The organism is Chloroflexota bacterium, from assembly GCA_014360825.1.
GTDB lineage: Bacteria > Chloroflexota > Anaerolineae > UBA2200 > JACIWT01 > JACIWT01.
Genome location: JACIWT010000020.1, coordinates 11,735 through 37,644 on the forward strand (window position 1 = coordinate 11,735; position 25,910 = coordinate 37,644).

Annotated in this window: 23 protein-coding genes and 1 tRNA gene; 18 read left to right on the top strand and 6 right to left on the bottom strand. The window is 54.5% G+C overall.

The window, feature by feature from the left end; all coding sequences use genetic code 11:
* The first annotated feature begins 64 nt into the window (after window positions 1–64).
* The 7 genes from H5T64_11155 (at window position 65) to H5T64_11185 (ending at window position 9,597) form a co-directional block, all read left to right on the top strand.
* Window positions 65–1,105, top strand: coding sequence for a LacI family DNA-binding transcriptional regulator (locus tag H5T64_11155; GenBank protein MBC7264895.1), 1,041 nt, complete (start codon window positions 65–67; stop codon window positions 1,103–1,105).
* A gap of 217 nt (window positions 1,106–1,322) precedes the next feature.
* Window positions 1,323–2,648: an extracellular solute-binding protein gene (locus tag H5T64_11160; GenBank protein ID MBC7264896.1), complete on the top strand. Its 1,326-nt coding sequence runs from the start codon at window positions 1,323–1,325 to the stop codon at window positions 2,646–2,648.
* A 149-nt stretch (window positions 2,649–2,797) separates the two neighbouring features.
* Window positions 2,798–3,601 carry a sugar ABC transporter permease gene (locus H5T64_11165; GenBank protein ID MBC7264897.1) on the top strand — a complete coding sequence of 268 codons (804 nt, stop codon included), beginning with the start codon at window positions 2,798–2,800 and terminating at the stop codon, window positions 3,599–3,601.
* A gap of 72 nt (window positions 3,602–3,673) precedes the next feature.
* On the top strand, window positions 3,674–4,480 hold the full coding sequence (locus tag H5T64_11170) for a carbohydrate ABC transporter permease (GenBank protein MBC7264898.1): 807 nt from the start codon (window positions 3,674–3,676) through the stop codon (window positions 4,478–4,480).
* Between the two features lie 4 nt (window positions 4,481–4,484).
* Window positions 4,485–5,591, top strand: a complete 1,107-nt coding sequence (locus tag H5T64_11175; GenBank protein MBC7264899.1) for a glycoside hydrolase — start codon at window positions 4,485–4,487, stop codon at window positions 5,589–5,591.
* A 20-nt stretch (window positions 5,592–5,611) separates the two neighbouring features.
* Window positions 5,612–6,994 (top strand): glycoside hydrolase family 13 protein, encoded by a 1,383-nt coding sequence (locus tag H5T64_11180; GenBank protein MBC7264900.1) that lies wholly within the window; start codon window positions 5,612–5,614, stop codon window positions 6,992–6,994.
* A 215-nt stretch (window positions 6,995–7,209) separates the two neighbouring features.
* Complete coding sequence (locus H5T64_11185; GenBank protein ID MBC7264901.1) at window positions 7,210–9,597, top strand: penicillin acylase family protein; 2,388 nt, start codon at window positions 7,210–7,212, stop codon at window positions 9,595–9,597.
* A 42-nt stretch (window positions 9,598–9,639) separates the two neighbouring features.
* Here the strand turns inward: H5T64_11185 and H5T64_11190 are convergent, their stop codons facing one another.
* The 3 genes from H5T64_11190 to H5T64_11200 form a co-directional block, all read right to left on the bottom strand.
* On the bottom strand, window positions 9,640–10,671 hold the full coding sequence (locus tag H5T64_11190; GenBank protein ID MBC7264902.1) for a 6-phosphofructokinase: 1,032 nt from the start codon (window positions 10,669–10,671) through the stop codon (window positions 9,640–9,642).
* Window positions 10,672–10,688: 17 nt separating this feature from the next.
* The gene (locus tag H5T64_11195; protein ID MBC7264903.1) at window positions 10,689–11,612 is read right to left on the bottom strand and encodes a class II fructose-bisphosphate aldolase; all 924 of its coding nucleotides are present in this window, start codon (window positions 11,610–11,612) and stop codon (window positions 10,689–10,691) included.
* 172 nt (window positions 11,613–11,784) lie between these two features.
* A tRNA-Leu gene (locus tag H5T64_11200) sits at window positions 11,785–11,867 on the bottom strand.
* 132 nt (window positions 11,868–11,999) lie between these two features.
* Here H5T64_11200 and H5T64_11205 point away from each other — a divergent pair.
* From H5T64_11205 to H5T64_11255, 11 genes are all read left to right on the top strand, one after another.
* A complete protein-coding gene (locus H5T64_11205) occupies window positions 12,000–12,599 on the top strand; it encodes a sigma-70 family RNA polymerase sigma factor (GenBank protein ID MBC7264904.1) in 600 nt (199 codons plus the stop codon).
* A 17-nt stretch (window positions 12,600–12,616) separates the two neighbouring features.
* Window positions 12,617–13,597, top strand: coding sequence for a zf-HC2 domain-containing protein (locus H5T64_11210; GenBank protein ID MBC7264905.1), 981 nt, complete (start codon window positions 12,617–12,619; stop codon window positions 13,595–13,597).
* Between the two features lie 110 nt (window positions 13,598–13,707).
* Entirely contained in the window at window positions 13,708–13,914 is a 207-nt protein-coding gene (locus tag H5T64_11215) for a type II toxin-antitoxin system HicB family antitoxin (protein MBC7264906.1), read from the top strand.
* A complete protein-coding gene (locus tag H5T64_11220) occupies window positions 13,911–14,132 on the top strand; it encodes a type II toxin-antitoxin system HicA family toxin (GenBank protein MBC7264907.1) in 222 nt (73 codons plus the stop codon). The genes H5T64_11215 and H5T64_11220 overlap by 4 nt, the downstream gene beginning before the upstream one ends.
* 205 nt (window positions 14,133–14,337) lie before the next feature.
* A complete protein-coding gene (locus H5T64_11225; GenBank protein ID MBC7264908.1) occupies window positions 14,338–15,627 on the top strand; it encodes a thermonuclease family protein in 1,290 nt (429 codons plus the stop codon).
* Entirely contained in the window at window positions 15,628–16,275 is a 648-nt protein-coding gene (locus H5T64_11230; protein MBC7264909.1) for an MjaI family restriction endonuclease, read from the top strand.
* Between the two features lie 93 nt (window positions 16,276–16,368).
* Window positions 16,369–17,286, top strand: a complete 918-nt coding sequence (gene ftsY, locus H5T64_11235; GenBank protein MBC7264910.1) for a signal recognition particle-docking protein FtsY — start codon at window positions 16,369–16,371, stop codon at window positions 17,284–17,286.
* Window positions 17,287–17,369: 83 nt separating this feature from the next.
* Window positions 17,370–18,477 (top strand): peptide chain release factor 2 gene (gene prfB, locus H5T64_11240; protein MBC7264911.1). Its coding sequence is split into 2 segments (ribosomal slippage): window positions 17,370–17,435 and window positions 17,437–18,477, totalling 1,107 coding nucleotides; the frame shifts between segments, so codons are not numbered across the junction.
* A gap of 278 nt (window positions 18,478–18,755) precedes the next feature.
* Window positions 18,756–20,732, top strand: a complete 1,977-nt coding sequence (locus H5T64_11245) for a sodium-translocating pyrophosphatase (GenBank protein ID MBC7264912.1) — start codon at window positions 18,756–18,758, stop codon at window positions 20,730–20,732.
* A 99-nt stretch (window positions 20,733–20,831) separates the two neighbouring features.
* Window positions 20,832–22,034 (top strand): PLP-dependent transferase, encoded by a 1,203-nt coding sequence (locus H5T64_11250; GenBank protein ID MBC7264913.1) that lies wholly within the window; start codon window positions 20,832–20,834, stop codon window positions 22,032–22,034.
* Window positions 22,035–22,053: 19 nt separating this feature from the next.
* Window positions 22,054–22,575, top strand: coding sequence for a chromate transporter (locus H5T64_11255; protein MBC7264914.1), 522 nt, complete (start codon window positions 22,054–22,056; stop codon window positions 22,573–22,575).
* Window positions 22,576–22,617: 42 nt separating this feature from the next.
* On the opposite strand, the gene H5T64_11260 is transcribed toward H5T64_11255, so the two are convergent.
* The 3 genes from H5T64_11260 to H5T64_11270 all read right to left on the bottom strand — a co-directional run.
* On the bottom strand, window positions 22,618–23,835 hold the full coding sequence (locus H5T64_11260; protein ID MBC7264915.1) for a 6-phosphofructokinase: 1,218 nt from the start codon (window positions 23,833–23,835) through the stop codon (window positions 22,618–22,620).
* Between the two features lie 836 nt (window positions 23,836–24,671).
* Window positions 24,672–25,217: a peptidoglycan DD-metalloendopeptidase family protein gene (locus tag H5T64_11265; GenBank protein MBC7264916.1), complete on the bottom strand. Its 546-nt coding sequence runs from the start codon at window positions 25,215–25,217 to the stop codon at window positions 24,672–24,674.
* Between the two features lie 50 nt (window positions 25,218–25,267).
* Window positions 25,268–25,910: hypothetical protein (locus tag H5T64_11270; GenBank protein MBC7264917.1), on the bottom strand; the 643-nt coding region annotated here is incomplete at its 5' end.

Consider the following 25,910-nt stretch of genomic DNA (forward strand, 5'->3'; position numbering starts at 1 on the left):
AATCAATTTTGTGATAGAATATTTTTGAGATTGAAACGGTTCAGAGGCGGCTGGTTAATAGACAATGGCAACTATTCGCGATATTGCACGGCGGGCCGGTGTCTCTATCGGCTCCGTCTCCAACTACTTGAACAATCCGGACTTGGTAAGCGAGGAAACTCGCGAGAGCATTCGTCGGGCGATTCAGGAATTGGGCTATTACCCCCATGCCGCAGCCCGTAGCCTCAAATCCAATCAGACCCGTCGCGTTGGCTTGGTGCCCCTTATCTCCCCGGAAGAGAACCGTAGCCTGGAGCCCAGCGATAATGCCTTTCTGGAGTTCCTGGCGGCCGTGAATACCACTGCGGCGGAGCAGGACTACGGCGTGCTACTTTATGCGGCAACCTCGCAGGCCGCGGAACTGTCCATCTACGAGCGATTGGTAGGCGAGAGGCAAGTCGATGGGTTGATCCTGATGGGCACCCGGGCGTTGGATGCGCGGATCGAGTTTTTGAGTAAGCAGCAGTTCCCGTTTGTTTCCTTTGGTCGTTCCCAGGTTAATATGAACCACGCCTATGTGGATGTGGATGGTGCCAAAGGTATTGCCGAGGCAGTAAAGCATTTAGCCCAATTGGGTCACCGGCGGATTGGTTACATCGCGCCACCGAATGGATTGATGTGTGCTGTACATCGGTGGGAAGGCTTTTGCAGCGCTATGGCGGAACATAACCTGCCTATTGATGATGAACTGGTGGTTGAGGGCGGGTTCTCAGAGAAATCGGGACAAGTGGCCATGCACTTGTTACTGGATTTGCCGCATCCCCCGACAGCGGTGATTGCTGCCAACGACCTGTGCGCATTCGGTGCTATGCGTGCCTTACAAATGCGCGGCCTCATAGCCGGGCAAGACGTTTCCATCGTAGGATTCGATGACATCCGCTTAGCAGCGCACTGGTACCCTTCACTGACCACGGTGTCACAACCCTTTCGACGCATTGGCTCCATTGTGGCTCAGATGCTACTAGATATCATCGCCGGTAAGGAGGTAGAACAGCACATCATCGTGGAGCCGCGCCTGGTCGTCCGAAACTCCACAGGCCCTCTAAAGCAAGTTGTGAAGGAGTAATGATCTGGTTGTGCGGTTTTTTAAGGGCGTTGAATTGAAACGGTTCATTTACAAGCGTCATAAATGTGGCGGTTTCTTGTAATTCGACGTGTTGCAACGGTTCAAGCAACAAGGAGGTGCCTATGACCCATTATAACCTGTAGTGCATCTTTTGCGTCTGGCAACGAGGAGGTTCCGTTCCCTTTTATCTCAGGTCAAAAGGAGGAAAAGAAAAGAGATGAAAAAGACAAGTTTGACCATCATCGGCACCCTGATTATGATGTGCATGGTTATCACAGCATGCGCCCCCGCGGCCACGCCGACAGCAGGACCGAGCCCCACTCCGGTGGTGATCAAGGAAACGGTCGTGGTGACACCGACGCCAGCGCCAGCGGGACCAGTGACCATTACCTTTTGGCATACTTACAACGAAGTGTCACCAGAAAATAAGATGCTAGTTGAGACCTTGATCCCGATGTTTGAGGCCGAGCATCCGAACATCAAAGTGGAGTCCCTTGTAGTGCCATGGGAGGACTTCCGCCGCAAACTGTTTGCGGCAATTGCGGGTGGCGTTGCCCCGGACCTGATCCGATCGGACATCATCTGGGTGCCGGAGCTGGCCGATATGGGTGCACTGGTGGCGCTTGACGAGGCGATGCCCGACTTCGACCAGTATAAGAAGATAATGTTTCCGGGTCCATTAAGCACCAACTATTGGAAAGGTCACTATTACGGTCTACCGCTGGACACAAATACCAAAGTCTGGTTATACAACAAGGAGATGTACGATGCGGCAGGGATCACCGAACCGCCTAAGACGATGGATGACTTGGTAGCCCAGTGCGAGGCCATCAAGAAGGCCAATCCTAACGCATACCTATTTGCAGCTGATGGAACTTGGGCCTGGGTAATGCTACCTTGGATCTGGAGTTTTGGGGGCGATATCACCGATCCAGATGTTACGAGGGCGAGCGGCTATCTGAATGGCCCGAAGACCGTCGCCGCTTATGAATTCTGGCTGAAGATGTACAAGGACGGTTGTTTCGCTCCGGTTATACTTGGTAGCGGCATTGACCCCTGGACCGGCTTTGCCCAAGACCTGTATGCCAGCCTGGACAACGGTCCTTGGATGTATCCTATCTTTGAGGCACAGTTCCCTAACAAAAAACTGCATGCCAGTCTCTTCCCGGCAGGCGATGGTGGGTCCATCAATGTGGTGGGAGGTGAAGACATCGTTCTCTTCAAGCAGTCAAAGCACCCGCAAGAGGCGATGGAATTCATCCGCTTCGCTCTGTCGCCGGAATATCAGCTCAAGATGGCCGAAGTGGGGCAAATCCCGGTCCGGATGGACCTGATCGAATCAGACTACATGAAGAACCATCCTTACTACCCCATTTTCCTCGAGCAACTGAAGACCTCCAAAGCACGTACGGCGCACCCAGCCTGGTCAAAGATGGACGAGATCGTCACTAATGCCGGGCAGTTGATCTTGCGCGGGGAGAAAACACCCCAAGAGGCACTTGACGAGGCAGCAGCCCAGATTGATGCCCTATTGGGGCAGTAGGTCGTTTGTCAAGGTCGGACCCACTCGGTCCGACCTTGACTTTCTACTAGGAGCCCGCTGTGAATCTCAAGATCATACGGAACAGCCTAGTACCATACCTTTTCCTGTTGCCTGGGCTATTATTTCTTGGCACGTGGATTATCTACCCTATGGTAAGAGCCCTTCAGATCAGTTTCTTTGACTGGAATATAGTGCCTGGACAGGTCAGCGAATTCGTTGGTCTGAACAATTATGTCCGGACTATACACGATCCCCTCTTTTGGTTGTCGCTAAAAAACACCGTCATGTATGCTGCCGTGACCGTCTCTGGTCAATTGCTGTTCGGCTTGCTGGTGGCTCTTATCTTGGATCATGTGAGCAGGGGGCGTGTGTTTTTCCGCACGGTTTATTATCTACCAGTCGTTACATCCTGGGTGGTGGTTTCACTTCTTTTCAAGTACCTATTCAATGCTAGCCCATCTGGCCTGGTCAACTATTTTCTGGTGGATATCTTGCATGTATTATCCACACATATTCCGTGGTTGAACGAGCCTAAGACGGCATTTGTAGCAATATATTGCTTGGGCATCTGGAAGGGTGTCGGTTGGACTATGGTTATATTTCTGGCGGCGCTGCAATCTATACCCGAGGAATATCATGACGCGGCCTCAATTGATGGGGCAAGTGGCTGGCAGATCATTCGTCATATCACGCTGCCACTGCTTGTTCCAACAATGATCCTCGTTATGATTATGCTCACGATCGGCGCATTCCAGGCTTATATCCAAGTGGCATTGATCACCGGAGGCGGACCTTTGCACCGCACCGAAGTTCTGCTGAGTTATATGTATGAACGTGCCTTCAGGGACCGAGAATTTGGTTATGCCGCGGCGATTTCCTACGTACTGATCGGCCTCGTCTTCCTCATCAGCCAAGTGCAATTGCGCCTTTTGAAATCAGAACCCATGTACTGAGCACAAGGCTTCGCAATCGGTTAGAAAGGAGTTTTCATCGTGAGCCGTTCGTGGGGGAAGCTTGTGACTAATATGCTACTCTACACGGTGCTGATCATCGGCGCGATAGCAACTGTATTTCCCTTTCTCTATATGATTTCCACTTCGTTGAAGGGCGCGGTCTACACCTTTGAATACCCGCCTCGACTCATGCCCACTGAACCCACATTGCACAATTTCGTGGCTGCCTGGACATCGAAAAGGTTTGACCAGTATTTTCTTAACAGCCTCTTAGTTACGCTCAGTACCACATTGCTGGTGGTTCTGTTTTCATCGATGATGGCATTTGCATTTGCTCGCTTCCAGTTTGTATTCAAGCAGCCGCTCTACTACAGCATAATGATTTTCATGATGATGCCTGCCATGACCCTGATAGTCCCTCAGTTCATGCTCGCTAGCCGTTTGAACTTGCTAAACAGTTTGCCCGGGTTGGTGTTAGTCTATGTTGCGCAGAATCTGCCCTTGAACACTTTCTTGCTGAGAGGCTTCCTCGAGCAAGTGCCTCGAGAGCTGGAAGAGGCAGCACGAATCGATGGTGCCTCATCCTGGGATATCTATTGGCGGATTATGTTGCCGCTTTCCAAACCCGCGCTGGCGACGGCGGCTATCTTCTCATCCCTGGGCGCGTGGGATGAGTACGTCTGGGCACTCACCGTCCTAAATGACCCCAACAAACGGACCTTGCCGGTGGGCATCGCGGCATTTCACGGAGTGTTTTACTCAGACTGGGGTCTGGTTTTTGCTGCCTCGCTGATCGCTATAGCACCAATCATCACCCTGTTTATCATCCTGCAAAGGTACTTTATCAAGGGCGTGATCACGGGCGCAATCAAAGGATAATTATATGCAATCCAGCCTCTACAAGTACAGCATCTCCGTTATTCTGCGTTATCAGGACGCCAGCGGGGCGTATGTGGCGTCTCCCAATTTTGCGCCTTACCGCTACTGTTGGTTCCGCGATGGGGCCTTCATTGCTTACGCCCTGGATCTCGTGGGTGAGCATGAGAGTACTCGAAAATTTCACGAATGGGCCAGCCAGACAGTTCTCCGTTACGAGTCCAAGGTCTTGCGATGCATCGAGAGTGCCCAACGAGGTATTGCACCACTAGCAAAGGAGTGCTTTCACACCCGTTTCACGTCGGAGGGAATGGAGGCAGAAGGGGACTGGGCTAACCATCAACTCGATGGACTCGGCACCTGGCTCTGGGCCATAATCCAGCACTTGCAGATGTCCGGAACTTGCGCCATGCCTGAGTCGTGGCAAAAGGCTATGGTCCTGGTGAGGGATTATCTAATGGCCCTTTGGCCATTCCCTTGCTATGATTGTTGGGAGGAGAACGGGGATAGAATTCACACTTACACTTTAGCCGCCATCTATGGGGGCCTCCGAGCAATAGCCGACCATTTGGGTGATCGCAGGGCTGGAGAGGCGGCCGAGGAGATCCGCTCTTTTGTCTTGGGCAATGCGGTACAAAAAGGGCACCTGGTGAAATTTGTTGGGAACCCAGAGGTAGATGCCAGTCTATTGGCAGTAGCGACCCCCTATCGCTTGCTTGACGTCGGAGATCCTCTTATGCGCGACACTGTGGCGCGAATCGAACAGGAACTAGGCTCGCCAAGTGGTGGGCTACACCGGTATCGGCACGACACCTACTACGGGGGCGGGGAGTGGATCTTGTTGACCGCGTGGCTGGGTTGGTATTACGCGGAGAACGGGCAGCTGGACCGCGCGCGGGCGATTCAAGCCTGGGTGGAAGCACAGGCCACACCGCGTGGCGACCTGCCCGAACAAGTGCCGGTCAACCTCAATGACCCCTCTTACTACCCGGTCTGGCTGGAGCGGTGGGGCACCATTGCCACGCCACTGTTGTGGTCGCACGCCTTGTATCTCATCTTGTGCGAGGCCTTGCAAGACCAACTCAATGGCACCACAGCAGGAGGAGTATCATGACCGACGCAGGTTTTTCTTCCGTGGCGCCGGACTGGGTGCCAGACGCCATCTTCTATCAGATTTTCCCGGACCGGTTCTGCAATGGAGACCCATCAAACGACCCGCCCGGCACAGAGCCCTGGGGCAACCTACCTAACCGAGACAATTTCTTCGGAGGCGATCTAGCTGGGATCCTTGAAAAACTGGATTACTTGCAGGACCTCGGCGTCAACGCCCTGTACCTCAACCCAATCTTCCGGGCGCGGACCAACCACAAATACGATACCTGCGATTACTTCGAGGTAGACCCGGCCTTTGGCAACAACGACCTGCTGAAGGAACTGGTCCGTGAATTGCACCACCGTGATATGCGGATCATCTTGGACGGTGTGTTCAATCACTGTGGCGACGGGTTCTGGGCATTTGAGGACGTGAAAACACGAGGTGCTGCCTCACCCTATGCGGATTGGTTCATTGTGCGGTCGTATCCGATTCGTGCCAGCCCGCTCTCTTATTACACTTGTGGCGGTGCCTCGTACCTGCCGAAACTGAACTTGAACCATCGGCCGGCACGGGAATATGTCCTAAAGGTCGCCAAGTATTGGTTGGAAGAGGCTGGGATTGATGGTTGGCGGCTGGACTCGCCCTGCAGAATCCCGCTCGCGTTCTGGAGAAAATTCCGCGCTGCGGTGAAGGCGGTGAACCCCCAGGCCTATCTGGTCGGCGAGATCTGGCGCGACGCTGGTCCCTGGGTCCGAGGAGATGTATTTGATGGCATCACCAACTATCGCCTGCGTGAGTTGATCCTGGACTACTGTGTTGCGGGTATGCTGGATGCTGAAGACTTCGCCTTCGAGGTAGACATGCTGCACCAAGCCCTGGGCAATGCGGCGCCCGTCATGCTCAATCTGTTGGGCAGCCACGACACACCACGCATTCTCACTGTCGTCCGGGGCGACGTGGATCGTTTGTTGGTCGCCGTGGCGTTTCTGATGACTACCGTAGGGGTGCCCCTCATCTATTACGGTGATGAGATCGGCCTGTGTGGCGATATGGACCCGGACTGCCGGCGAACGATGATCTGGGACGAGGCGCGGTGGGATCGCCGCATTTACGACGCGTACCGCAAACTGATCAATTTGCGGCGGGCGCACCCCGCATTGCGGCGCGGCCGCTTTGAGACGCTACTTGCTTTCGATGGAGTCTACGCATATCGGCGTGTGTATGAGGGGGATGAGGTGGTTGTCATCTTGAACCCCAAATCCGCCGTCGTGAACCTAGCAATCCCCACAGGCAGCGATACTGGCGTGTGGTATGACCTGTGGGCGCATCAAAAACGAACCACCACCAACGGTGTGCTTCTGTTCAACCGTGTGCCTGCTGTCAGTTTCACCATCCTGGTGCCATCTGCTCTCGAGGTGTAGTATTGCGTTGCACACCTATCGTGGTGAGTAGCGCCGTACCCAGTTAGATCAAGCTCAGAGAATATGGGAGATGCGAATGTATCCTCCGCATTTGTCATTTCCCCTCCGCTCGCACCTCTATTGACATCCCACCCTTTATGTGATATGCTAAGGCCCAGAGCGAAGTGATGAGCCATTGATTGCAGATCAGAAATGCAAGACGAAAAGGAGGGGATATGCGAACACTGCGACGTATTATCCTGACATTGCTTGCCGTGGTCCTGATCATCGCTTTCGTGGCGGCCGGTGGCGCATACTTCTTCATCACCCGCAGCCACCCGACCATCAATGGCACAATCAAAGTGCCGGGGCTTCAGGCTGACGTGCAGATTTATCGTGACCGCTGGGGCGTGCCCCACATTTATGCCCAAAACTTGCACGATCTCATCTTTGCTCAGGGCTACGTACACGCCCAGGACCGCCTGTGGCAAATGGAGTTCAATCGGCGAGTGGCAGCGGGACGCCTCTCCGAAGTCCTGGGAGAAGCCACCCTCAAGAGCGACCGCTACCTGCGCACCATCGGTCTCTACCGGGCAGCGCAGAAAGACTTGGAAGTGTTAGACGCCGAGACCATCGCCATATTGCAAGCCTATGCCGATGGCGTCAATGCCTTTATCAGCACTCACCAAAATAACCTTCCCTTGGAGTTCACATTGCTCGGCTTCAAGCCCGCTCCTTGGACGCCCCTGGATAGCCTGGGCTGGGGCAAAGTGATGGCCATGGATCTGAGTGGTAACTACGACAGTGAATTGCTGCGAGCGAAACTGCTGACGGTACTAAGCGAGGAGGAGATTCATGAGCTCCTGCCCCCGTATCCAGCCCAAGGGCCTTTTATCATCCCGCCTGAAGCCCGCCAATACAGCAGTCTGGTGGACCCGCTTCTGGAGGAGTGGCTTGCCGTCCGCAACACTCTACAAATCGGGTGGGAAGGCGTCGGCAGTAACAACTGGGTGGTGGATGGCACGATGACTGCCTCTGGCAAGCCGCTTCTTGCGAATGACCCCCACTTGGGTATCCAGAACCCTTCCATTTGGTATGAGGTACATTTGGTCGGCGGGGGGCTGGATGTGATCGGTGCTTCCTTTCCGGGTGTGCCCTTGGTTATCATCGGCCACAACCAGAACATCGCCTGGGGTGTTACCAACGTTGGACCGGATGTGCAAGATCTTTATATCGAGAAGATCAACCCCGATAACCCCAACCAGTACGAGTACAAAGGCCGATGGGAGGATATGCAGGTCATCCGCGAGGAGATTCTGGTGAAAGGCCGAAGCGAGCCGGAGATACTGAATGTGCGCGTCACCAGGCACGGCCCCATCATGTCGCCAGTCGTTGGAGTGGAAGACCAGGCCCTTGCTCTGCGTTGGACGGCGTTGGAAGGTGGGATGCTGTTCAAGAGTGTGATGATGTTGAACTACGCAGGCAATTGGGAGGAATTCCGCCAGGCACTGCGCTATTGGGCTGTGCCCTCGCAGAACTTCGTCTACGCCGACCGGCAGGGCAACATTGGCTACCAAACACCAGGCAACATTCCCATCCGCGCCCAGGGTCAGGGTCTGGTGTCTGTGCCAGGCTGGACGGGTGAATATGAGTGGACAGGCTACATCCCCTTCGAGGAGTTACCTTCAGTATACAACCCGCCGAATCATTACATTGTGACGGCGAACAACAAGGTCGTGCCCGACTATTACCCCTACTTCATTTCCGCTGAATGGGCAGCCCCCTGGCGAGCGATGCGCATCGAATCACAGATCCGGGGGCGCAGTGGCCTCACCATCCGAGACATGCGTGATATCCAGGCCGATACCTACTCCATCCCCGGTTCTATAATCACCCCCTACATCCTGCAACTCAAGCCGGAGGGCTGGCTGGAAGAGCGCGCTATGGCCGAATTGGCGAAGTGGGACTACCGCGACGAGATTGACAGCATCGGGGCCTCTATCTTCGCCGCTACCTTCTATTTTCTGGCTCGTAACACTTTCGCCGATGAACTGGGTCTGGACCCGACCGCTAGTTATACCGGCAGCGGTGATATGACAAGCCGGGTGCTGGTGATGCTGATGGAACAGCCAGATAGCCATTGGTGGGACAACACTGCCACGCCGGCTGTCGAGAAGCGCGATGATATCCTGCACCAGAGTTTCGCTCAAGCGCTGGAGTTGCTGGGCCGGCGCTATGGGGATATGCCTTCAGAGTGGCGGTGGGGGCGGCTGCACACAGCCAACTTCAATCACGTGGTGGGCAGCGTCAAGCCGCTGAACTTACTTTTCAACATCGAGGGGGTGAGAGCGCGCGGCTCTGGGTTCACCCCCTGCGCGGCGGGCTTTGACTGGAACGATCCGTTCGAGGTGCGCGTGCTTGCTTCCTATCGGCAGATCATTGACCTGAGTAACCTAAATGCATCGGTCTCGGCGCACACCGTCGGGCAGTCGGGCCAGCCGTTGCACGCGCACTGGGGTGACCAAGTGAAGTTGTGGCAGGCTGTCGAGCATCATCCCATGCTCTACGACCGCGCTGTTATTGAGCAAGATCGCGAAGGGTTGCTGGTCCTGACGCCGAAATAAAAACAGGGGGCACGGCAAGCCGTGCCCCCTGTGTCCTTCAGACTAGTAGAAAATCTCCGCCAGATTGTACAGTTCGGGGTCTACCTCCCGGATCCGCCCCACTACATCTTTGAGTGGTACGTCTACGATCTTGTTGCCTTGTATGGCTGCCATGTACCCGAACTTCTTCTCTTTAATCATGTCCGCCGCACGCACTCCCAGCCGAGTGGCTAGCACGCGGTCGAACACCGTCGGCGACCCGCCACGCTGCAAGTGGCCGAGAACCACGTAGCGGGTCTCAATTTTGGTGCGCTTCTCCAATTCTTGGGCCACTGTCGTACCGATGCCGCGCAAATCCAACCTCACATGGCCGAACGCATCGGCTTGCCCCAGTTGTTTCTCATCGTAGATGATCTCCTTGATCTTAGCACCCTCTGATACGACGATGATGCCAAAGCGCTTGCCCATGGCGAAGCGACGTTCTACGTGCTCGACACACTCCTGGATGCTGGAGGGCTTCTCGGGGATGAAAATGAAGTCTGCGCCACCTGCCAGCCCGCCTACAGTGGCCACCCATCCAGTGTAGCGACCCATCACCTCTACCACGATCACGCGATGGTGTGCTTCCGCAGTGGTGTGCAGCCGATCCAGCGCATCGGCCACCACGGTCACGGCTGTGTCGAAGCCGATGCAGTAATCTGTGCCGTACACATCATTATCCATGGTCTTGGGGATGCCCACCGCGGGAGCACCCAGTTCAGCCAGTTTGCCAGCGACGCCCAGCGTGTCATCGCCGCCGATGGCCACTAGGGCATCCATATCAAACTTGCGCATATTGTCTATGACCCTTTGCACACCATTTTCGATCTTAAACGGATTGGTGCGCGAGGAACCCAGTATGGTGCCGCCTACATGCAGGATACCAGAGACGGATCGCATCCCCAAGGGCTCGATCATGCCTTCCAGCAAGCCCTTCCAGCCATCTTTAACACCCAAGACCTCGAACCCGTGTTCGAACGAACGGCGGGCTACCGCCCGTATGGCTGCATTAAGTCCTGGGACATCACCACCACCAGTTAGGATACCGACTCTCACCTTACTCCCTCCTCCGCCTATTCCTCAGTCCCTCCAATCTTAGCGCTGCGGAATTGTTTGGGCGGACTGACGAAGCCACCGCCCGCGCTGATAAGCCCAGCGCTGCCGAATAGGCGTATTTTCTCCCGCACTGCTTCCTTCACCAACTTGCGGGAACGCTCCAAGTACTTGCGCGGGTCAATCTCGTCGGGATGGGCTTTGACCCCCTCATGTATGCCTTGCACAAACGCCTGGTTCAGATAGGTCGCCACGTTGATCTTGCAGAGGCCGGCTTCAATGCCTGCCAAGATACTCTCATGGGTGACACCTGAGGAGCCGTGCAACACCAGTGGCACATTCGTTGCCTTGCGAACAGCCACGATGCGGTCAATATCCAACTCCGCTTCCCGAACCTCCATACCATGCACCGATCCGCAAGCAATAGCCAGCGAGTCCGCGCCAGTTAGCCGGATGAACTCGGCCGCCTGATCGGGGTCGGTCATGAGGGCATGCACCTGTTCAGGCGAAAGTCCCTCCTCGATGCGGGCGACACGCCCCAGTTCGGCCTCCACTGGTATGCCGCAGATGTGAGCGATCTCGACAATTCTCTTGGTCGTAGCCACGTTTTCCTCAAATGACTTCTTCGAGCCGTCGTACATGAGGGAGGTGAATCCAGCGCGCAGGCAAAGCACGTTTTGGTCAAAATCGGTCCCGTGATCCAGGTGCAATACCACAGGCACATCCACTAAACTCGCGGCGATCTTCACCATCCCTGCGGCGAATTCCAGCCCTGCGTAACGGATCGCACCTTGGCTTACCTGAAGAATGACGGGGGCGCGCTCTTCCTGAGCCGTCTCCACGATGGCTTGAATCTGCTCCATATTGTTGGCGTTAAAGGCACCGATGGCGAAATGGCGCTCCAATGCTAATTGCAGCATTTCCTTGCTTGTAACAAGAGGCATGACAGACTCCTTTCTGTTTCTTTTCGCGCTGCCGAATCAGACTAAACTGACGCAAAACAAGGGGCTATTCTCCCGTGAGGAATAAGCCCCGCCTGCGCACGATGATGAGCCGACTCCTAGCCTTGAGCCGAAATACTTGTCAAAATAGCCTGAATGAGATAAGATAATCAGGTGCCGAAGGTGGGATTCGAACCCACACAGGGTTGCCCCCAACGGTTTTTGAGACCGCCGCGTATACCATTCCGCCACTTCGGCGTCCTTCAATAGTATAAGAGAAACGGCGGAATTAGTCAAACACTTTGGTGTGAAGAGGTCAACGGCCTTTGGCTGTATTGCGGTGATCGTGCTCATCGCGTCACTAGCGCATTAGTATCGGAGAACTCGCTCGTGGACGAAAAGGCGGCTATCAGTGCTGCTCAGAAGGGCGACACCCAGGCGTTCAATCGCCTGGTGTTAATCTATCAGGGGCTGGCCTACAACGTGGCTTATCGTATGTTGGGCGATGAAGACGCCGCCGCTGACGCCACTCAAGACGCCTTTCTGTCCGCTTATCGGGCTATTGCTCAGTTTCGCGGAGGCTCCTTCAAGGCATGGCTACTACGCATCGTCACCAATGCCTGCTACGACCAACTTCGCCATCAGCAACGCCGCCCAGCTACCTCCCTCGATGACCTGATCGTGGACTCGGATCACAGCACCCTATTTGAAGACGAGCGTGAATCCCCTGAGCACTACGCTATCCGTCGGGAACTCGCACAGGAGATCCAGAAAGGACTGCGCACATTGCCCATCGAGCAGCGCGTGACCCTCATTCTCTCCGACATCCAAGGCCTGAGTTATGAGGAAATCGCCGCCGTGACAGGCACTTCTCTCGGTACGGTGAAATCCAGGCTCAGTCGTGGGCGCGCCCGCCTGCGTGACTATCTACGGGAAACGGGGGAACTTCTGCCAGCCCGTTATCGTCTACATAGTGAATCGCCGAAGTAACACAAGGGGTAGTTTGCATGTCCCCATCTGCAAACAAAGTAAGTGCAACGGAACATGAGCGCTATCGGGAGGACCTCTCCGCGTATTTGGACCGACAGTTGGAGCCGGCTCGAATGGCTGAGGTCGAGGCCCATTTGGTAGCGTGCGAGGCTTGCCGAGAAGAACTAGCTTCTCTCGAGCAGACAGTGCTCTGGCTGCGCCAGTTACCGCCCGTTCGGCTGCCGCGTTCGTTTGTTATTCCGGTGGCGAAGCCCGCTCCGCAACGAGCCACGACACTGGGATGGACTTACGGCTACCTGCGCCTGGCAACTGCCCTGGCGATGGCGTTATTGGTGCTGGTAGTGTCGGGGGATCTTTTCCTGCAATTTGGGCTGGGTCCACAGGCGCCCGCGGCCCTGCCCGCGCCTGTGGCAATGCAGCCCGCGGAATTCGGGATCAAAGCCGTGCCGACGGAGCCAAGCGAACTGACATTAGGCTTGGCTGGTGAAGAGGGAGTCGCAGAACCCACGCCCACACCCGATACGACATTGAGAGTTGCCTACGCACCCGTAGAATCGCCATCGCCACAGTCGGTGGATGCGGGGGCGAAAGCGCTGACGCCTGAAGGACTGGGTATCGGTGAGACAATCGAATACACGCCCACGTACGCCGTGGTAGCCCGCGAATCACCAGAGCAACCCACGCCGGAAACGGCTGCTGCCCTTACAAGCGAGGGCCAACGCGGCCAACCTCCATCGGTGGCACCACAGCCGACACCTGAGCCCACCGCCACGCCCAAACCCACCCTTGTGCCCCAACCAACGCCGACCTTGCTGGTGGTGGCCATGGAAAGGGGCGCGGGCCCAGTGCCCACTGTCCCACCACCTGCCCACGAGTACGCCCTCGTGCAATACGAGGACACGATCACACCACTTTTGCGGATGGTGGAGGTCGTCCTGTTGGTGTTGGTTGTTGTGCTGGTTGGGCTGACCTGGTGGGCGCGCCGAAGCCGGGTGTAGACGTCTGCTGCGCGAAGGTCAGGGGCGAGCGAGGTGGCCCCTGACTTTTGTTTTTCACCGATGCCATGTATAATTTGTTAAAGGAATGGTTGCGTGAAGGAGGCGAGGGGATGAGGCAGGTGATTATTTACCCTGGCGAAGATGGCTATTGGGTGGCTGAGTGTCCTAGCCTGCCTGGTTGCATTAGTCAGGGCAAGACAAAAGAAGAGGCTATTGCGAACATCAGAGAAGCAATTCGGGGGTACATTGCTGCATTGGAGGAAGATCATCTTCCTGTTCCAGAAGAACGCTTCGAAGCGCTTCTGGTGGCGGTATGAGCAAATTACCAAGGATTTCGGGCCGTGAGTGCGTCAAAGCATTGGGGAAAGCAGGCTTCTACTTCAAGCGGCAAGAAGGGAGCCACATCATCCTACGTCGGGATGATCCTTTCGCTCAAATTGTCGTTCCTGATCATAAAGAGCTGGATAGAGGCACACTGCGTGCGATCATCCGGCAGGCAGGTCTCAGCGTAGATGAATTCGTGAACTTGTTGTGAGGCCACTGTTTGGCTTCAGAAGGCATTTGTTGTCGGGCTGGTTGGGCTGACCTGGTGGGTGTGCCGAAGCCGGGCGTAGACGCGTGCTAGGTGATAGTCAGGGGCGAGCGAGGTGGCCCCTGACTTTTGTTTTTCGCCGATGCCATGTTATAATTTTATAAAGAAACTATGTTTGGGCTATACAAGACGCAGGGTAGTCGATAAAATGAAAACTTGGCATAAGGTAATCATTGGCGATTCAAGAGATATGAAGGAGGTAGCGGATGAGTCCGTCCACCTCATTATTACTTCTCCACCCTACTGGCAGTTGAAAGACTATGGGAATGGAAGGCAGATAGGCTTCAACGACAGTTATGAAGAATATATCAACAATCTCAATTTGGTTTGGAGTGAATGCCATAGAGTTTTGCACAAAGGATGCCGTTTGTGCATTAACATCGGCGATCAGTTTGCGCGTTCTGTTTACTACGGAAGGTACAAAGTTATTCCAATAAGAACGGAAATCATTAAGTTTTGTGAAAGCGCGGGTTTCGACTATATGGGGGCTATTATCTGGCAGAAAGTTACTACTTGCCATACAACCGGCGGAGCTACAGTGATGGGGTCTTTTCCCTATCCGCGAAATGGAATCCTCAAGCTGGACTACGAGTTTATTTTAATCTTCAAGAAATACGGAAATCCGCCAAGGGTAAGCAAAGAAATTAGAGAGCAATCGAAATTGACAGAAGAGGAATGGCATCAGTACTTCACAGGACACTGGAACTTTCCAGGCGAGAAACAAGGCAAGCATCTGGCAATGTTTCCTGAGGAGTTACCGAAGCGCCTCATAAAAATGTTTAGTTTTGTTGGTGATACAGTGCTCGACCCTTTTCTCGGAAGTGGCACAACCTCATTGGCTGCCAAGAATCTGAACAGGAACTCTATCGGATATGAGATTAATGAAGATTTTCTTCCACTTATACAGAAAAAGGTTGGACTGGAGCAGGGAGCGCTTTTTGGAGATGTGATTTTTGAAATAATTAGACAGGAGGAGATCAGAACAGACTTTAGAAACGCGATTCAAAGACTCCCTTATGTCTTCAAAGATCCGATACGGTTTGACAAAAGGATTGATCCGAGAAAGTTGAAATTTGGATCGAAAATAGACAGTTCTTCTTCTGGGCGAGAAACGTGCTATTCTGTGAGAGAAGTCGTCTCACCAGAGATATTAGTTTTGCATAACGGACTGAGGGTCAGGCTACTAGGGGTGAGAGAAAGGCCGGAAAGGAGGCAGGAGGCAATTCAGTTCTTACGTGCAAAAACCCGTGGACAGAAAGTCTTCCTGAGATTTGACACAATAAAATACGACGAAGAAAATAATTTACTTTGCTATCTTTACCTGCGGAACAAGACCTTTCTCAATGCCCATTTGATCAAAAATGGTTTAGTTGATGTAGATATCTCCCTCGACTACAAATATAGGTCGAGATTCTTGTCACAGAAGGTGGCAGAATAGATGCCGAAAGAATGGATACTGAACCAAGCAAACATGCGCTGGCAGTTTAATAGACCCAGGAATGTGGGGAAGGTTTCAGAAGAGATAAGAAAATGCGCGCCCAAGTCTTTGGAAGAATGGGAGGATTATTACTATCGGAATGTCTATCCCAAAGAACATTTAGAGCAATTAGGGCGGAAACTCTACATAAAAATCAGCGAGGTATGTCAGGCGGAAATCGAGAGTATTACTGAACAGGATTGCGTGGATTTTGTGATCAATTTGGTAATCAATAGAACTTGTGATGGATATCACTCTGAGATACAGACAATCTACGGGCAATTGCAACAGGCGTTGGGTGTTAAGATAGAACCTGCGCCAGATGAGTGGGATAGAGGATACAATGTGGATTTTTTCATCAAAGTCAAAGACAAATACATCGGGCTTCAAATCAAACCAGCAGGATATCCCTATATTACACAGATCATCAATGAGTTAGAATTTCAGAAGCAGACCCACGAAAAATTCACTGCTAAATATGGCGGCAAGGTCTTCTACATTATCTCAGTGCGTGAGGGGAAAAAGAAGGTCATCTACAATCCAGAAGTTATCGAGGAAATCAGGGGCGAGATCGAAAGATTAGAGGGAATAGACGGGGTGTATCGCTGAAGTTGTGCCTGTAGATTGCTCCCCTGACAAATTTTGATAGTGCAGAGCTATCCAAGAAGAGGAACACAGATCTGAGCAGCGTAGGTGAGCCAATTGTTCACACCAGGTAAAGGTATCCAGCAGGGACTGGCGCGCACGCGACAGTCCTTTTTCGGGCGGGTGGCCGGGCTCTTCGGGGCCAGTGACATCACGCCCCAACTGTATAGCGAACTCGAGGAGTTGCTCATCCAAGCCGATGTCGGTGTGGAGACCACCGTCGCTCTGGTGGAGGGCTTGCAAGAGGAGGTCAATCGTCGCCATCTGCGTCGCGCCGCCGACGCCGGAACTCTCTTACGCCAGCAAATGATAGCCCTGCTGAACACACGCTCACACGTCTATCTGGCGGAGAAGCCGCCGCTGGCCGTCATCTTGGTGGTGGGGGTGAATGGCTCAGGCAAGACCACCAGCATTGCCAAACTGGCCCACTATCATCAGGCTCGTGGCGAGTCAGTCATCCTGGCCGCTGCTGATACCTTCCGCGCGGCGGCAATTGACCAATTGCGCGTGTGGGGGGATCGGCTGGGTGCGGATGTGATCGCCCACCAGCCTGGGGCAGACCCAGGGGCAGTGGTGTACGATGCGGTGCGCGCAGCCCTGGCCCGCAAGGCCGATGTGCTCATTGTGGACACCGCGGGTCGCCTGCATACCAAGTACAACTTGATGCAGGAACTCAAGAAGGTGCACAGCATCGCCACTCGCGAACTGCCCGGTGCGCCCCACGAGACGCTCCTGGTGCTCGACGCCACAACCGGCCAGAACGGGTTAGCCCAGGCCACGCATTTCAGCCAGGCCGTGAACGTAACTGGCATTTTCCTGGCCAAACTCGACGGCACAGCCAAGGGGGGCATCGCCTTCGCCATTGCCCGGCAGTTGGGCCTGCCCATCCTATTCGTCGGCACAGGCGAGGGGTTAGACGACGTGGCTCCCTTCGACCCGACCGAGTTCGTGAACGGCCTATTCGAAAAATCGTAGGAACCAACGAACGCACATCACGCATCACGTATCACGTATCACGTATCAATCATCACGCTTTATTCTAGGAGGTCTTCTCAAAAATGGACGATTTACGCGAGAAATTGAACGATTTGCAACAGCGCATCCAACAAATCATGGTGCGTCTTTGACATCGCCGGACGCCAAGAACAGATCGCTGCTTTGGAGCAGCGCTCGGCTCAGCCGGACTTCTGGGATGATCCGCAGAGTGCCCAGGCTACGATGCAGGAATTGACCCGGCTGCGGGAAGATGTGGAGTTATGGAATGGGCTGTCTGAGCAGGTAAAGGAACTCTCTGGCTTGCTTGAACTGGCTGCCGCCGAAGATGACCAGAGCATAGCCGAGGAAATCGAGTCGGCCACCGCCCAGATCGAGGAGAAATTAGAGACTCTGGAATTCCAACTGCGCATGAGCGGCGAACACGATGCCAAAGACGCTATTCTCGCCATCCATGCCGGTGCCGGTGGCACCGAGTCCCAGGACTGGGCGGCCATGCTCCTGCGCATGTATCTGCGCTGGGCCGAGGACCATGGCTACAAGGCCACGATCATTGACTCCACGCCCGGCGAGGAAGCAGGTATTAAGAGCGTTACCGTGACCATCGAGGGCCGCTACGCCTACGGCTACCTGCGCGCCGAGCGGGGGGTGCACCGTCTGGTGCGCTTGTCACCCTTTGACTCCGCACATCGCCGCCACACTTCCTTCGCTCTGGTAGAGGTCATCCCCGATATCGGCGAGGATGTTGAAGTCGAGATCAAGCCGGACGACGTGAAGATGGAGGTCTTCCGTGCCTCGAGCGCCGGCGGCCAACACATGCAGAAGAACGCTACCGCCGTGCGCCTGATCCATATCCCTACGGGAATTGTGGCCACCTGCCAGAACGAGCGCTCGCAGATGCAGAACCGTGAGACGGCGATGAAAGTGCTGCGGGCGCGACTGTACGAGATCGAGCGGCAGAAAAAAGAGGAGGAGAAAGCCCGGCTGAAAGGCGAGCACATCTCGGCTGGTTGGGGCAATCAAATCCGCTCTTATGTGCTGCATCCTTACCAGATGGTCAAAGATCTGCGCACTGGCCACGAGACCGGCAATGCAAACGCGGTGCTCGACGGTGAACTAGACTCATTCATTGAAGCCTATCTGCGTGACAGCATGGGAGAGGAACGGGACTAATTCATCGCCGAGGCGTGGAACGATGATCGAAAAGCGCATCCATATCTCCCGTCCGCTTGTGAGCCCCGATTTGGCGAAATTCAACAAAGTGGCTAAAATGAATATTACTTTTAGAAGGATTCCTGGCAACTGATGATAAGCAGGCGAGCCACTCCCGAGGCATTGGCGCTGACAAAGCTGCGTCGTGGAATGTCTCGCCTCAACATTTTTCGGCTCGTCATTGAAGAGAGCACATAGTCAAGGATGATCATTCTGTTGCGGAAAGAGAGACGGAGAGCATGCATCTATTGGCATACCCCTTGTTGACCGGTGCGCTTGCCCTCGTGGTCGTCGTCTACTTTGCCATCCGTATTCAGAGGGGCAGAATCGTCTCGGCCAAGATGGCCGAGATCGCTGGTTATATCAGCATCGGCGCTCAGACATACCTGCGCCGGCAATTCATTACTATCCTCACGATCATGCCTATCATCGGGGCAGGCATTTACCTCATGTTCGGATGGAAGGTGACTCTCACCTTCGTCTTGGGTGCTCTGGTATCTTTGCTCACTGGCTACCTGGGTATGACTGCGGCCACCCGTGCCAACGTGCACATGGCCGACGGCGCTCGCCAATCACCCACCATGGCCTTCCGTATCGCTGTCCTGGGTGGCGCTATCATGGGCCTATGTGTGACTGGGTTCAGTCTCATCTCACTCTCTATCTTATATTTAATCTTTCGAGAGCCCGAACCATTGGTTGGTTTCGGCTTCGGCGCCAGTCTGGCTGCCCTCTTCGCCCAAGTCGGTGGGGGTATCTACACCAAGTCCGCAGATATAGGAGCGGATCTAGTTGGGAAAGTGGAGAAAAGAATCCCAGAGGACGATCCGCGAAACCCGGCGGTGGTCGCTGACCTGGTTGGGGACAACGTGGGTGACTGCGCTGGCCGAGGGGCGGATCTCTTCGAGAGTTTTAGCGATGATATTGTAACCGGAATGGTCATCGGGGTGACGATGATCCCCAGATATGGCATCGGCGCGCTGTTTTACCCCCTTGCCCTTCAGTCCACAGGGGTCTTGGCATCCCTGGCAGGGATCGCCATGACTCGCGCCTGGCGGAGGGAAATGGAACCCACGACCTCGTTCAACATCGGCCTACTGACGAACACCGTGTTGAGTCTCATGGGCGCGTTTTTCCTGATCAAGTTCCTCCTCAACGATATGGCTATTTTCTTTGCTGCGGTCTGTGGCATAGCGATCACTCTCGTGGCCTCGTTCGCCACGCGCTATTACGCGGGTATGACCGGCGCGCCAGTAAAGCGTATGGCGGAGGCTTGCAAGCGTAGCACTGCTCTGAACATCCTAACGGGTTTGGCCTACGGCTTGCAGAGCCCGCTCCTCTCTATCATTGCCATCATGCTTGGGATCAGTCTCTCCTATGTGTTGTCGGGCGGTTCCCTGTTGGCCATCGTGACCGTGAACATCGGCACCGACTTGTTGATCGGCTTCATCATGATGTCCGATGCCTTTGGTCCCATCACTGATAATGCCTCCGGCATCGCCGAGATGTCCAAAGCGGAGGCCCGCACTGTGAACTCCCTCTCCAGACTGGACGCCGTTGGAAACACGATGAAGGCCATTACCAAAGCCTACGCCATGTCCTCGGGGACCATCACGGCTTTTACGATCTTCATTACCTTTTTCCAGAAAACCCAGGTAAATGCGATGAATGTTTCCCATCCGTTCAACCTAGCGTTCGTCTTCATCGGTGTGGCCGTACCCTACCTTATCTCCTCCCTGGTGATCGGCTCCACCACCAAAACGGCATTCCAGATGGTGGATGAAGTGCGCCGCCAATTCCACGAGATCAAGGGTCTTTTGGAAGGCAAGGCTGCTCCAGACTACGCCCGGTGCGTGGATATCGCCACTCGAAACGCTTTGCGAGAGATGATCCTGCCGGGGTTCGTGGGTGTGGCTACCCCGTTTGCTGTGGGCCTTTTGTTCGGTGCGGAAGCGCTGGGCGCGCTCCTAATCGGGGTCATTGCCTCGGCCGCTCTCTTGGGACCGTTCTTCAATAATCTGGGCACTGCCCTCGACAATGCTAAGAAAGCGATTGAAGTTAGGGGAATCCATAACTACGAGGCTGCGGAACACGAAGCGGCGGTCGTCGGTGATACTGTGGGCGACCCAATGAAGGACGTGGCTGGCCCGTCTCTGCTGATCTTGATCAAACTGGTCGGCATGATCGCGCTACTGATGGTCAGCCTGGTGCGTCGGTAAAGGGAAGAGGCCCCGGCGGGATACAAGCGCTAGGGCCTCTTTTGTTGCGGCCAAGTGGAATGCTATGTCGGAGTGGTAGTACATCGAAGGGGGTGCAATATGGGGGTTCGAGATTTGGACATCTTCACCCAGGCAGTCCATGCTGGGGAGCGCGCTTCGCCCTCAGATTTCATGCCCGTCAGTACGCCCGTGTACAACACAGTTGGCTTCCTCTACGATAGCGTGGATGACCTACACGCTATCTTCGCCGGTGAGCGTGCGGGCTACGTCTATCCTCGCTACGGAAATCCCACCGTCGCTGCTCTCGAGCAGGCCGTGGCTGTTTTGGAGGGCGCAGACGAAGCCGTAGCATATGCCTCAGGGATGGCGGCCGTCCTGGGCGCGCTTCTAGGTGCGGGAGCCCAACAGGGCTCCACGGTCGTCGCAGCGCAGGACGTATACGGAGCCACCTACGTGCTCCTTTCAACCCTCATGACTAGGCTGGGTGTCCGGGTCCAGTTCGTGGATGCTGCGGACACGGACACGGCGATTGACCTCATCGCCTCGGAGAAACCGTTCGCCGTGCTTGTGGAGACGATTTCCAATCCCTTGCTCAAAGTTGCCGATGTGCCACGCCTGGCCAGCGCGGCTCATGCCGCCGGTGCGGCTCTCATAGTGGACAATACCTTCGCTACTCCCTGCATATTCCGCCCTCTGGAGTACGGCGCGGACTACGTGGTGCACAGTGCCACCAAATACCTGGGTGGCCACGGCGACGTGATGGCGGGCCTCGTGGCTTGCAATGCCGAACGTGCTAAGATTTTGCGGGAGCAAATCAAATTGACCGGGGCGAATCTGGGCCCCAACGAGGCCTGGCTGACCCTGCGCGGGCTGAAAACCATGCCCCTGCGTGTCCGCCAACATAGTATCAACGCGATGCTCATTGCCTCTTGGCTGGAGAAGCAGCCGAAGGTCGAGCGTGTGTATTATCCCGGCCTGCGGACCCATCCCCAGTGGCCACTGGTGCGAGCAATGTTCCCCGGGAACTGCTACGGTGGCATGGTCTCGTTCGAAATCAGAGGCGCAGGGCGGGCAGAAATATCGCGCTTCATGGACGCGCTGAAGTTAATCTTACCGGCCACAACACTGGGTGACGTTTATACGTTGGTACTTTATCCTGCGGCGACGTCGCACCGAGTGCTCTCGACCGAAGCAAGAGCGAAATTGGGCATTACCGAAGGGTTAGTGCGCTTATCGGTGGGCATCGAGGATGTTTCGGATATCATCGCCGACTTAGCCCAGGCGTTCGAGAGCATCGGATGAGGCGGGCAAGGAGATGACTATGCGCGCGCTCTGGGATTTGCTAATAGCGTTTGGCAGAGTGGGTCTGTTCGGTTACGGTGGGGGGCCGAGCATGATACCGCTTTTGCAAGAGGAGGTGGTGGACCACTATCGTTGGTTGACCTTGGAGCAATTTGTAGATGCGCTGGCTATGGGCAACGCGTTGCCAGGACCCATCGTGGTGAAGATGGGCTATTATGTGGGACTGAAGGTGGCGGGATGGCCTGGGGCGATAGTGGCTACCTTGGGCATATCGCTGCCTGGCTTTCTCTTGATGGCCATCATGACAGCCTTCTTTATGCAGTACAAGGACTCACCCAAAGTCGCAGCCATGTTGAAAGCAGTGCGCCCTGTGGTGGTAGCACTCCTGGCGCTGGTGGTGTGGGAAGTGTTCCCAGTCTCCGTGAAATCCTGGGACACGGCGCTCATCTTGGGGGCGTCTTTCCTCCTCGTGGCTTTCACGAATATTCACCCGGCCCTGGTCATTACCGCAGCGGCTCTTCTGGGGCTGTTGGTGTATTGAGAAAGCGCCGCGGAGCAGGAAGGGGCGTTCGACCGAACGCCCCTATTTTGTTTTCGTGCGTGGGGCTACTGGGATGCGCGCCAGGCGGGCGTAAGGTGGCAATGGGTCGCCGATGAGCGGTCGTGCCCATTCTACGAAGGCTGACGTAACGTCGTGTCCACTGGGGGCGATGTATTCGTCGGGTAGCCGGCGCTCTTTGTTGGCGATCTCGGCCAGAGGGGCCAGGCCTGTGTCGCAATAGTAGACCGGGCCCGGCTGGCGCACCAGAGTGACCATGACGTCACTCTGGCCACTCACAACTGCCTGCACGGCGGCACGACCCACACGATAGGCCTCGTCCAGGTCCACGGATGAGGCGGCGATCATCATGCTGCGCTGGAGATAGTTGGGCTTGTCTATCCGCACTTTCAGCCCCAATTCCTCGCGGATAAGCATCTCTGCACCGTCGGAGCAACCGCCTTTCATCCTATGTCCGAAGGCATCCACCTCGCTCCTCACCAGGGCTTCCCCCAGTGGCAGACCGTTCTCGTCCTCCACGCCCTCGCTCATGGCGATGACCACGTAGCCGCGCCGATCTACCTCGCGCTTCACATCGGCAATGAGTTTCTCTTTGGGCAGTCGCCGTTCCGGGAGATAGATCAGATGTGGCGAGTCGCCCTCCTCGTCCCGCGCCAGGGCGGATGCTGCCGTGAGCCAGCCAGCATTGCGGCCCATGATCTCGACGATCTTCACCGGGCTGCTCCGCCCCATGGCCTCCGTGTCACGCCCGGTATCCCGAAGGGCGATGGCCACAAAACGGGCGGCGCTGCCGTAGCCTGGGCAATGGTCGGTGCCTACCAGATCGTTGTCCACGGTCTTGGGCACGCCGACGACGTGCAGTTCGTAGCCCACACCATCAGCCAACAGATGCAACTGGTGCGCTGTGTCCATGGAGTCGTTACCGCCAACGTAGAGGAAATAGCGGACGTTATGAGCCCGGAAGACCTCCAGGATGCGGTCGTACTCTTCTTCCTTGACTTTGTGGCGCACGGTGCCCAGTGCTGCGGCAGGTGTGTGACGCAACCCCTCGAGGGTCTGCGGCGACTCACGGCCCAGGTCTATGAAATCCTCACTGAGCACGCCCTCAATGCCATTCACCGCCCCGTACACCGCACTGATCTGCGGATGTTCCAGGGCCTCGTGTATGATGCCGACCAGGGTGCTATTGATGGCCACGGTCGGCCCACCGGATTGACCAACGACCAGAACTCCTTTCGCCATCCTCGTGCTCCTCGCTCAGTTTGGCTTCGCCTTAGGACAGGGAAGACATTCTGCCCCTGTTCGCAATTTTACGCTCTTGGTGTGACCAGTCAAGTAGTGAAATGCCCGTACCTCCTCTCCGGCCGCAAAACATCATCCAAACTCACCTAACCTGGAAATTGGCGTCGGCGTCGCGGCCGGAGGCGGCGTCGGGGTCGGAGCGCCTACACGACAAACCGCTGCTGGATCATCGCAAGAGGGATACGTACCAAATCCGCAAAATTTTGCTGTTGAGCCCGCCGGACAAGTGCCGGAAAACTGTCCGCCCTGACAATTCCCATTCACTGTTCCGTCGGCATTACAACAAATTTTATATATTCCCCCAACTGTACACCCGCTCGAATCACACCTTCCGGCGTTAAGCTTTGGATGGGCGGCAGTACAACTATCATATGCGCCGCAAGATCTATAATCGTAGCGGTATTGGTATAAGCATCTTCCCTCGAAGTCCGGGTTCGCCTTTTCCTGACATACCCCATAGCACCAGGTCCATTGGGAAATAGTGCCGCAGTTGCTGGAACAACCACCTGAACTGGTACAACAGGTATTATCTGGAAAGCCGATAGCGGCTTGACATTCACTCAAAGAGGTATCTGTCCAATTTTCGTATGGGCAGGGGGAATAGCAACAGGTCAACAATCTGCTCACATCATAGGCACAAATGGCAGAAGACCTACAACCTGCATCGGGATGAGTCGGTCCGCAGCAATTGACCAATCCTAAAACAGGTCTTGGCCGGAAAAATAAGAAAACCCCGACCAAAACAACCAAGAATATTAACCTTATTAAAATTTGTTTCATTTTTTCTCTAAGCCGGCAGTCTTCAACATTTCTCGTGTTAGCCTCAACGGCTCACCATTTTTGAAAAGATAAAGGCCTAAGTTGCCACCAGAAAGACACCCAGGGCCTTCTCCCTTTTTGGTTGTAGCAATAACCTCTCCTTCGGCAACTTTCTTTCCCTCTCCTACTAAAACTCTGCCAAAAATAAGATAACTGGCTGTTAGACCGTCACTTCTGGTCAGTTGGACATTGTCAAATTCAGTCCCTGGCACAACTTTGGAAACCTCTCCTTCAAAAACAGCATAAATCGGCGTTTCCGGAGGAAGGAAAAAAACTAAATGGTCAGAATCGGCAGCAGAGGTGGGAATAGTCTGCAGAAGCCCATCTTCTACTGGCGACGCCAAAAGAAATGGCGTGGGAGTAGGAAGAACGATTACAGAAGATGGTTTGGGCTTTTGCCAAAAAGCGCCATAACGAGAAAGAGCAAGATTAAAACCCAAAAGAAGGACAATTAAGAAGCAAAGACTAGTAAGCAGGAATAATTTCTTTGAATCGGGCAGCATTAATTTTAATCTATACCATGAGGGTATAATCTGTCAAGTGAAGGAGGAAATTATCTAATATATACTAACCTACCTGCTTTGTCCCTCAAGAGATTAATAAAAGTAGTATCGTAACCTTCGGAGAAGTCTGGTTTAACAGTACATATTACGAATTGGTAGCTTTCTCCAAACCCCGCGAAGTACGGAGGTAGGGTTTCCTTGGTCAATCTTAAAACTGGCTGTCCCGCGTTAACATAATTTCCTAGACTATCCCAGTTAAAGCTCCTGGGTAAACCAAAGTCAAGTGCGACATTATTGAGAACAATCAAAAACCCTTTTGAGTTAGTCGTCCCGAATTTTTCCACCTTCCCGCTAAATGGGGCTTTGATAATTATACCCTCTTCTATGTTGCGAAAACATAGATGGATTTTAAGACTAGTATTTATCTCAACCAATCCGGATGATGAATTCGGATCAAAAGGCAGGGGAAAAGATAGGATTCCCTTCTTTTCCCATTGCTCTTTAACTGCCACTTCTGCTTGCTCGGCTGGCCAGCCGACAAATAACCCTTTGTGTTTTTCAAAATCAATCGCTGTAATCTCTGGATTCAGAACAATTTTATTTTCTGTGGCACTCCAATAAGCCATTATTTGATTATCTTGGTCTCTGTATTCCCATCTTTTAGTGCGCTCGTTCCAAACTTCATCAAATCCA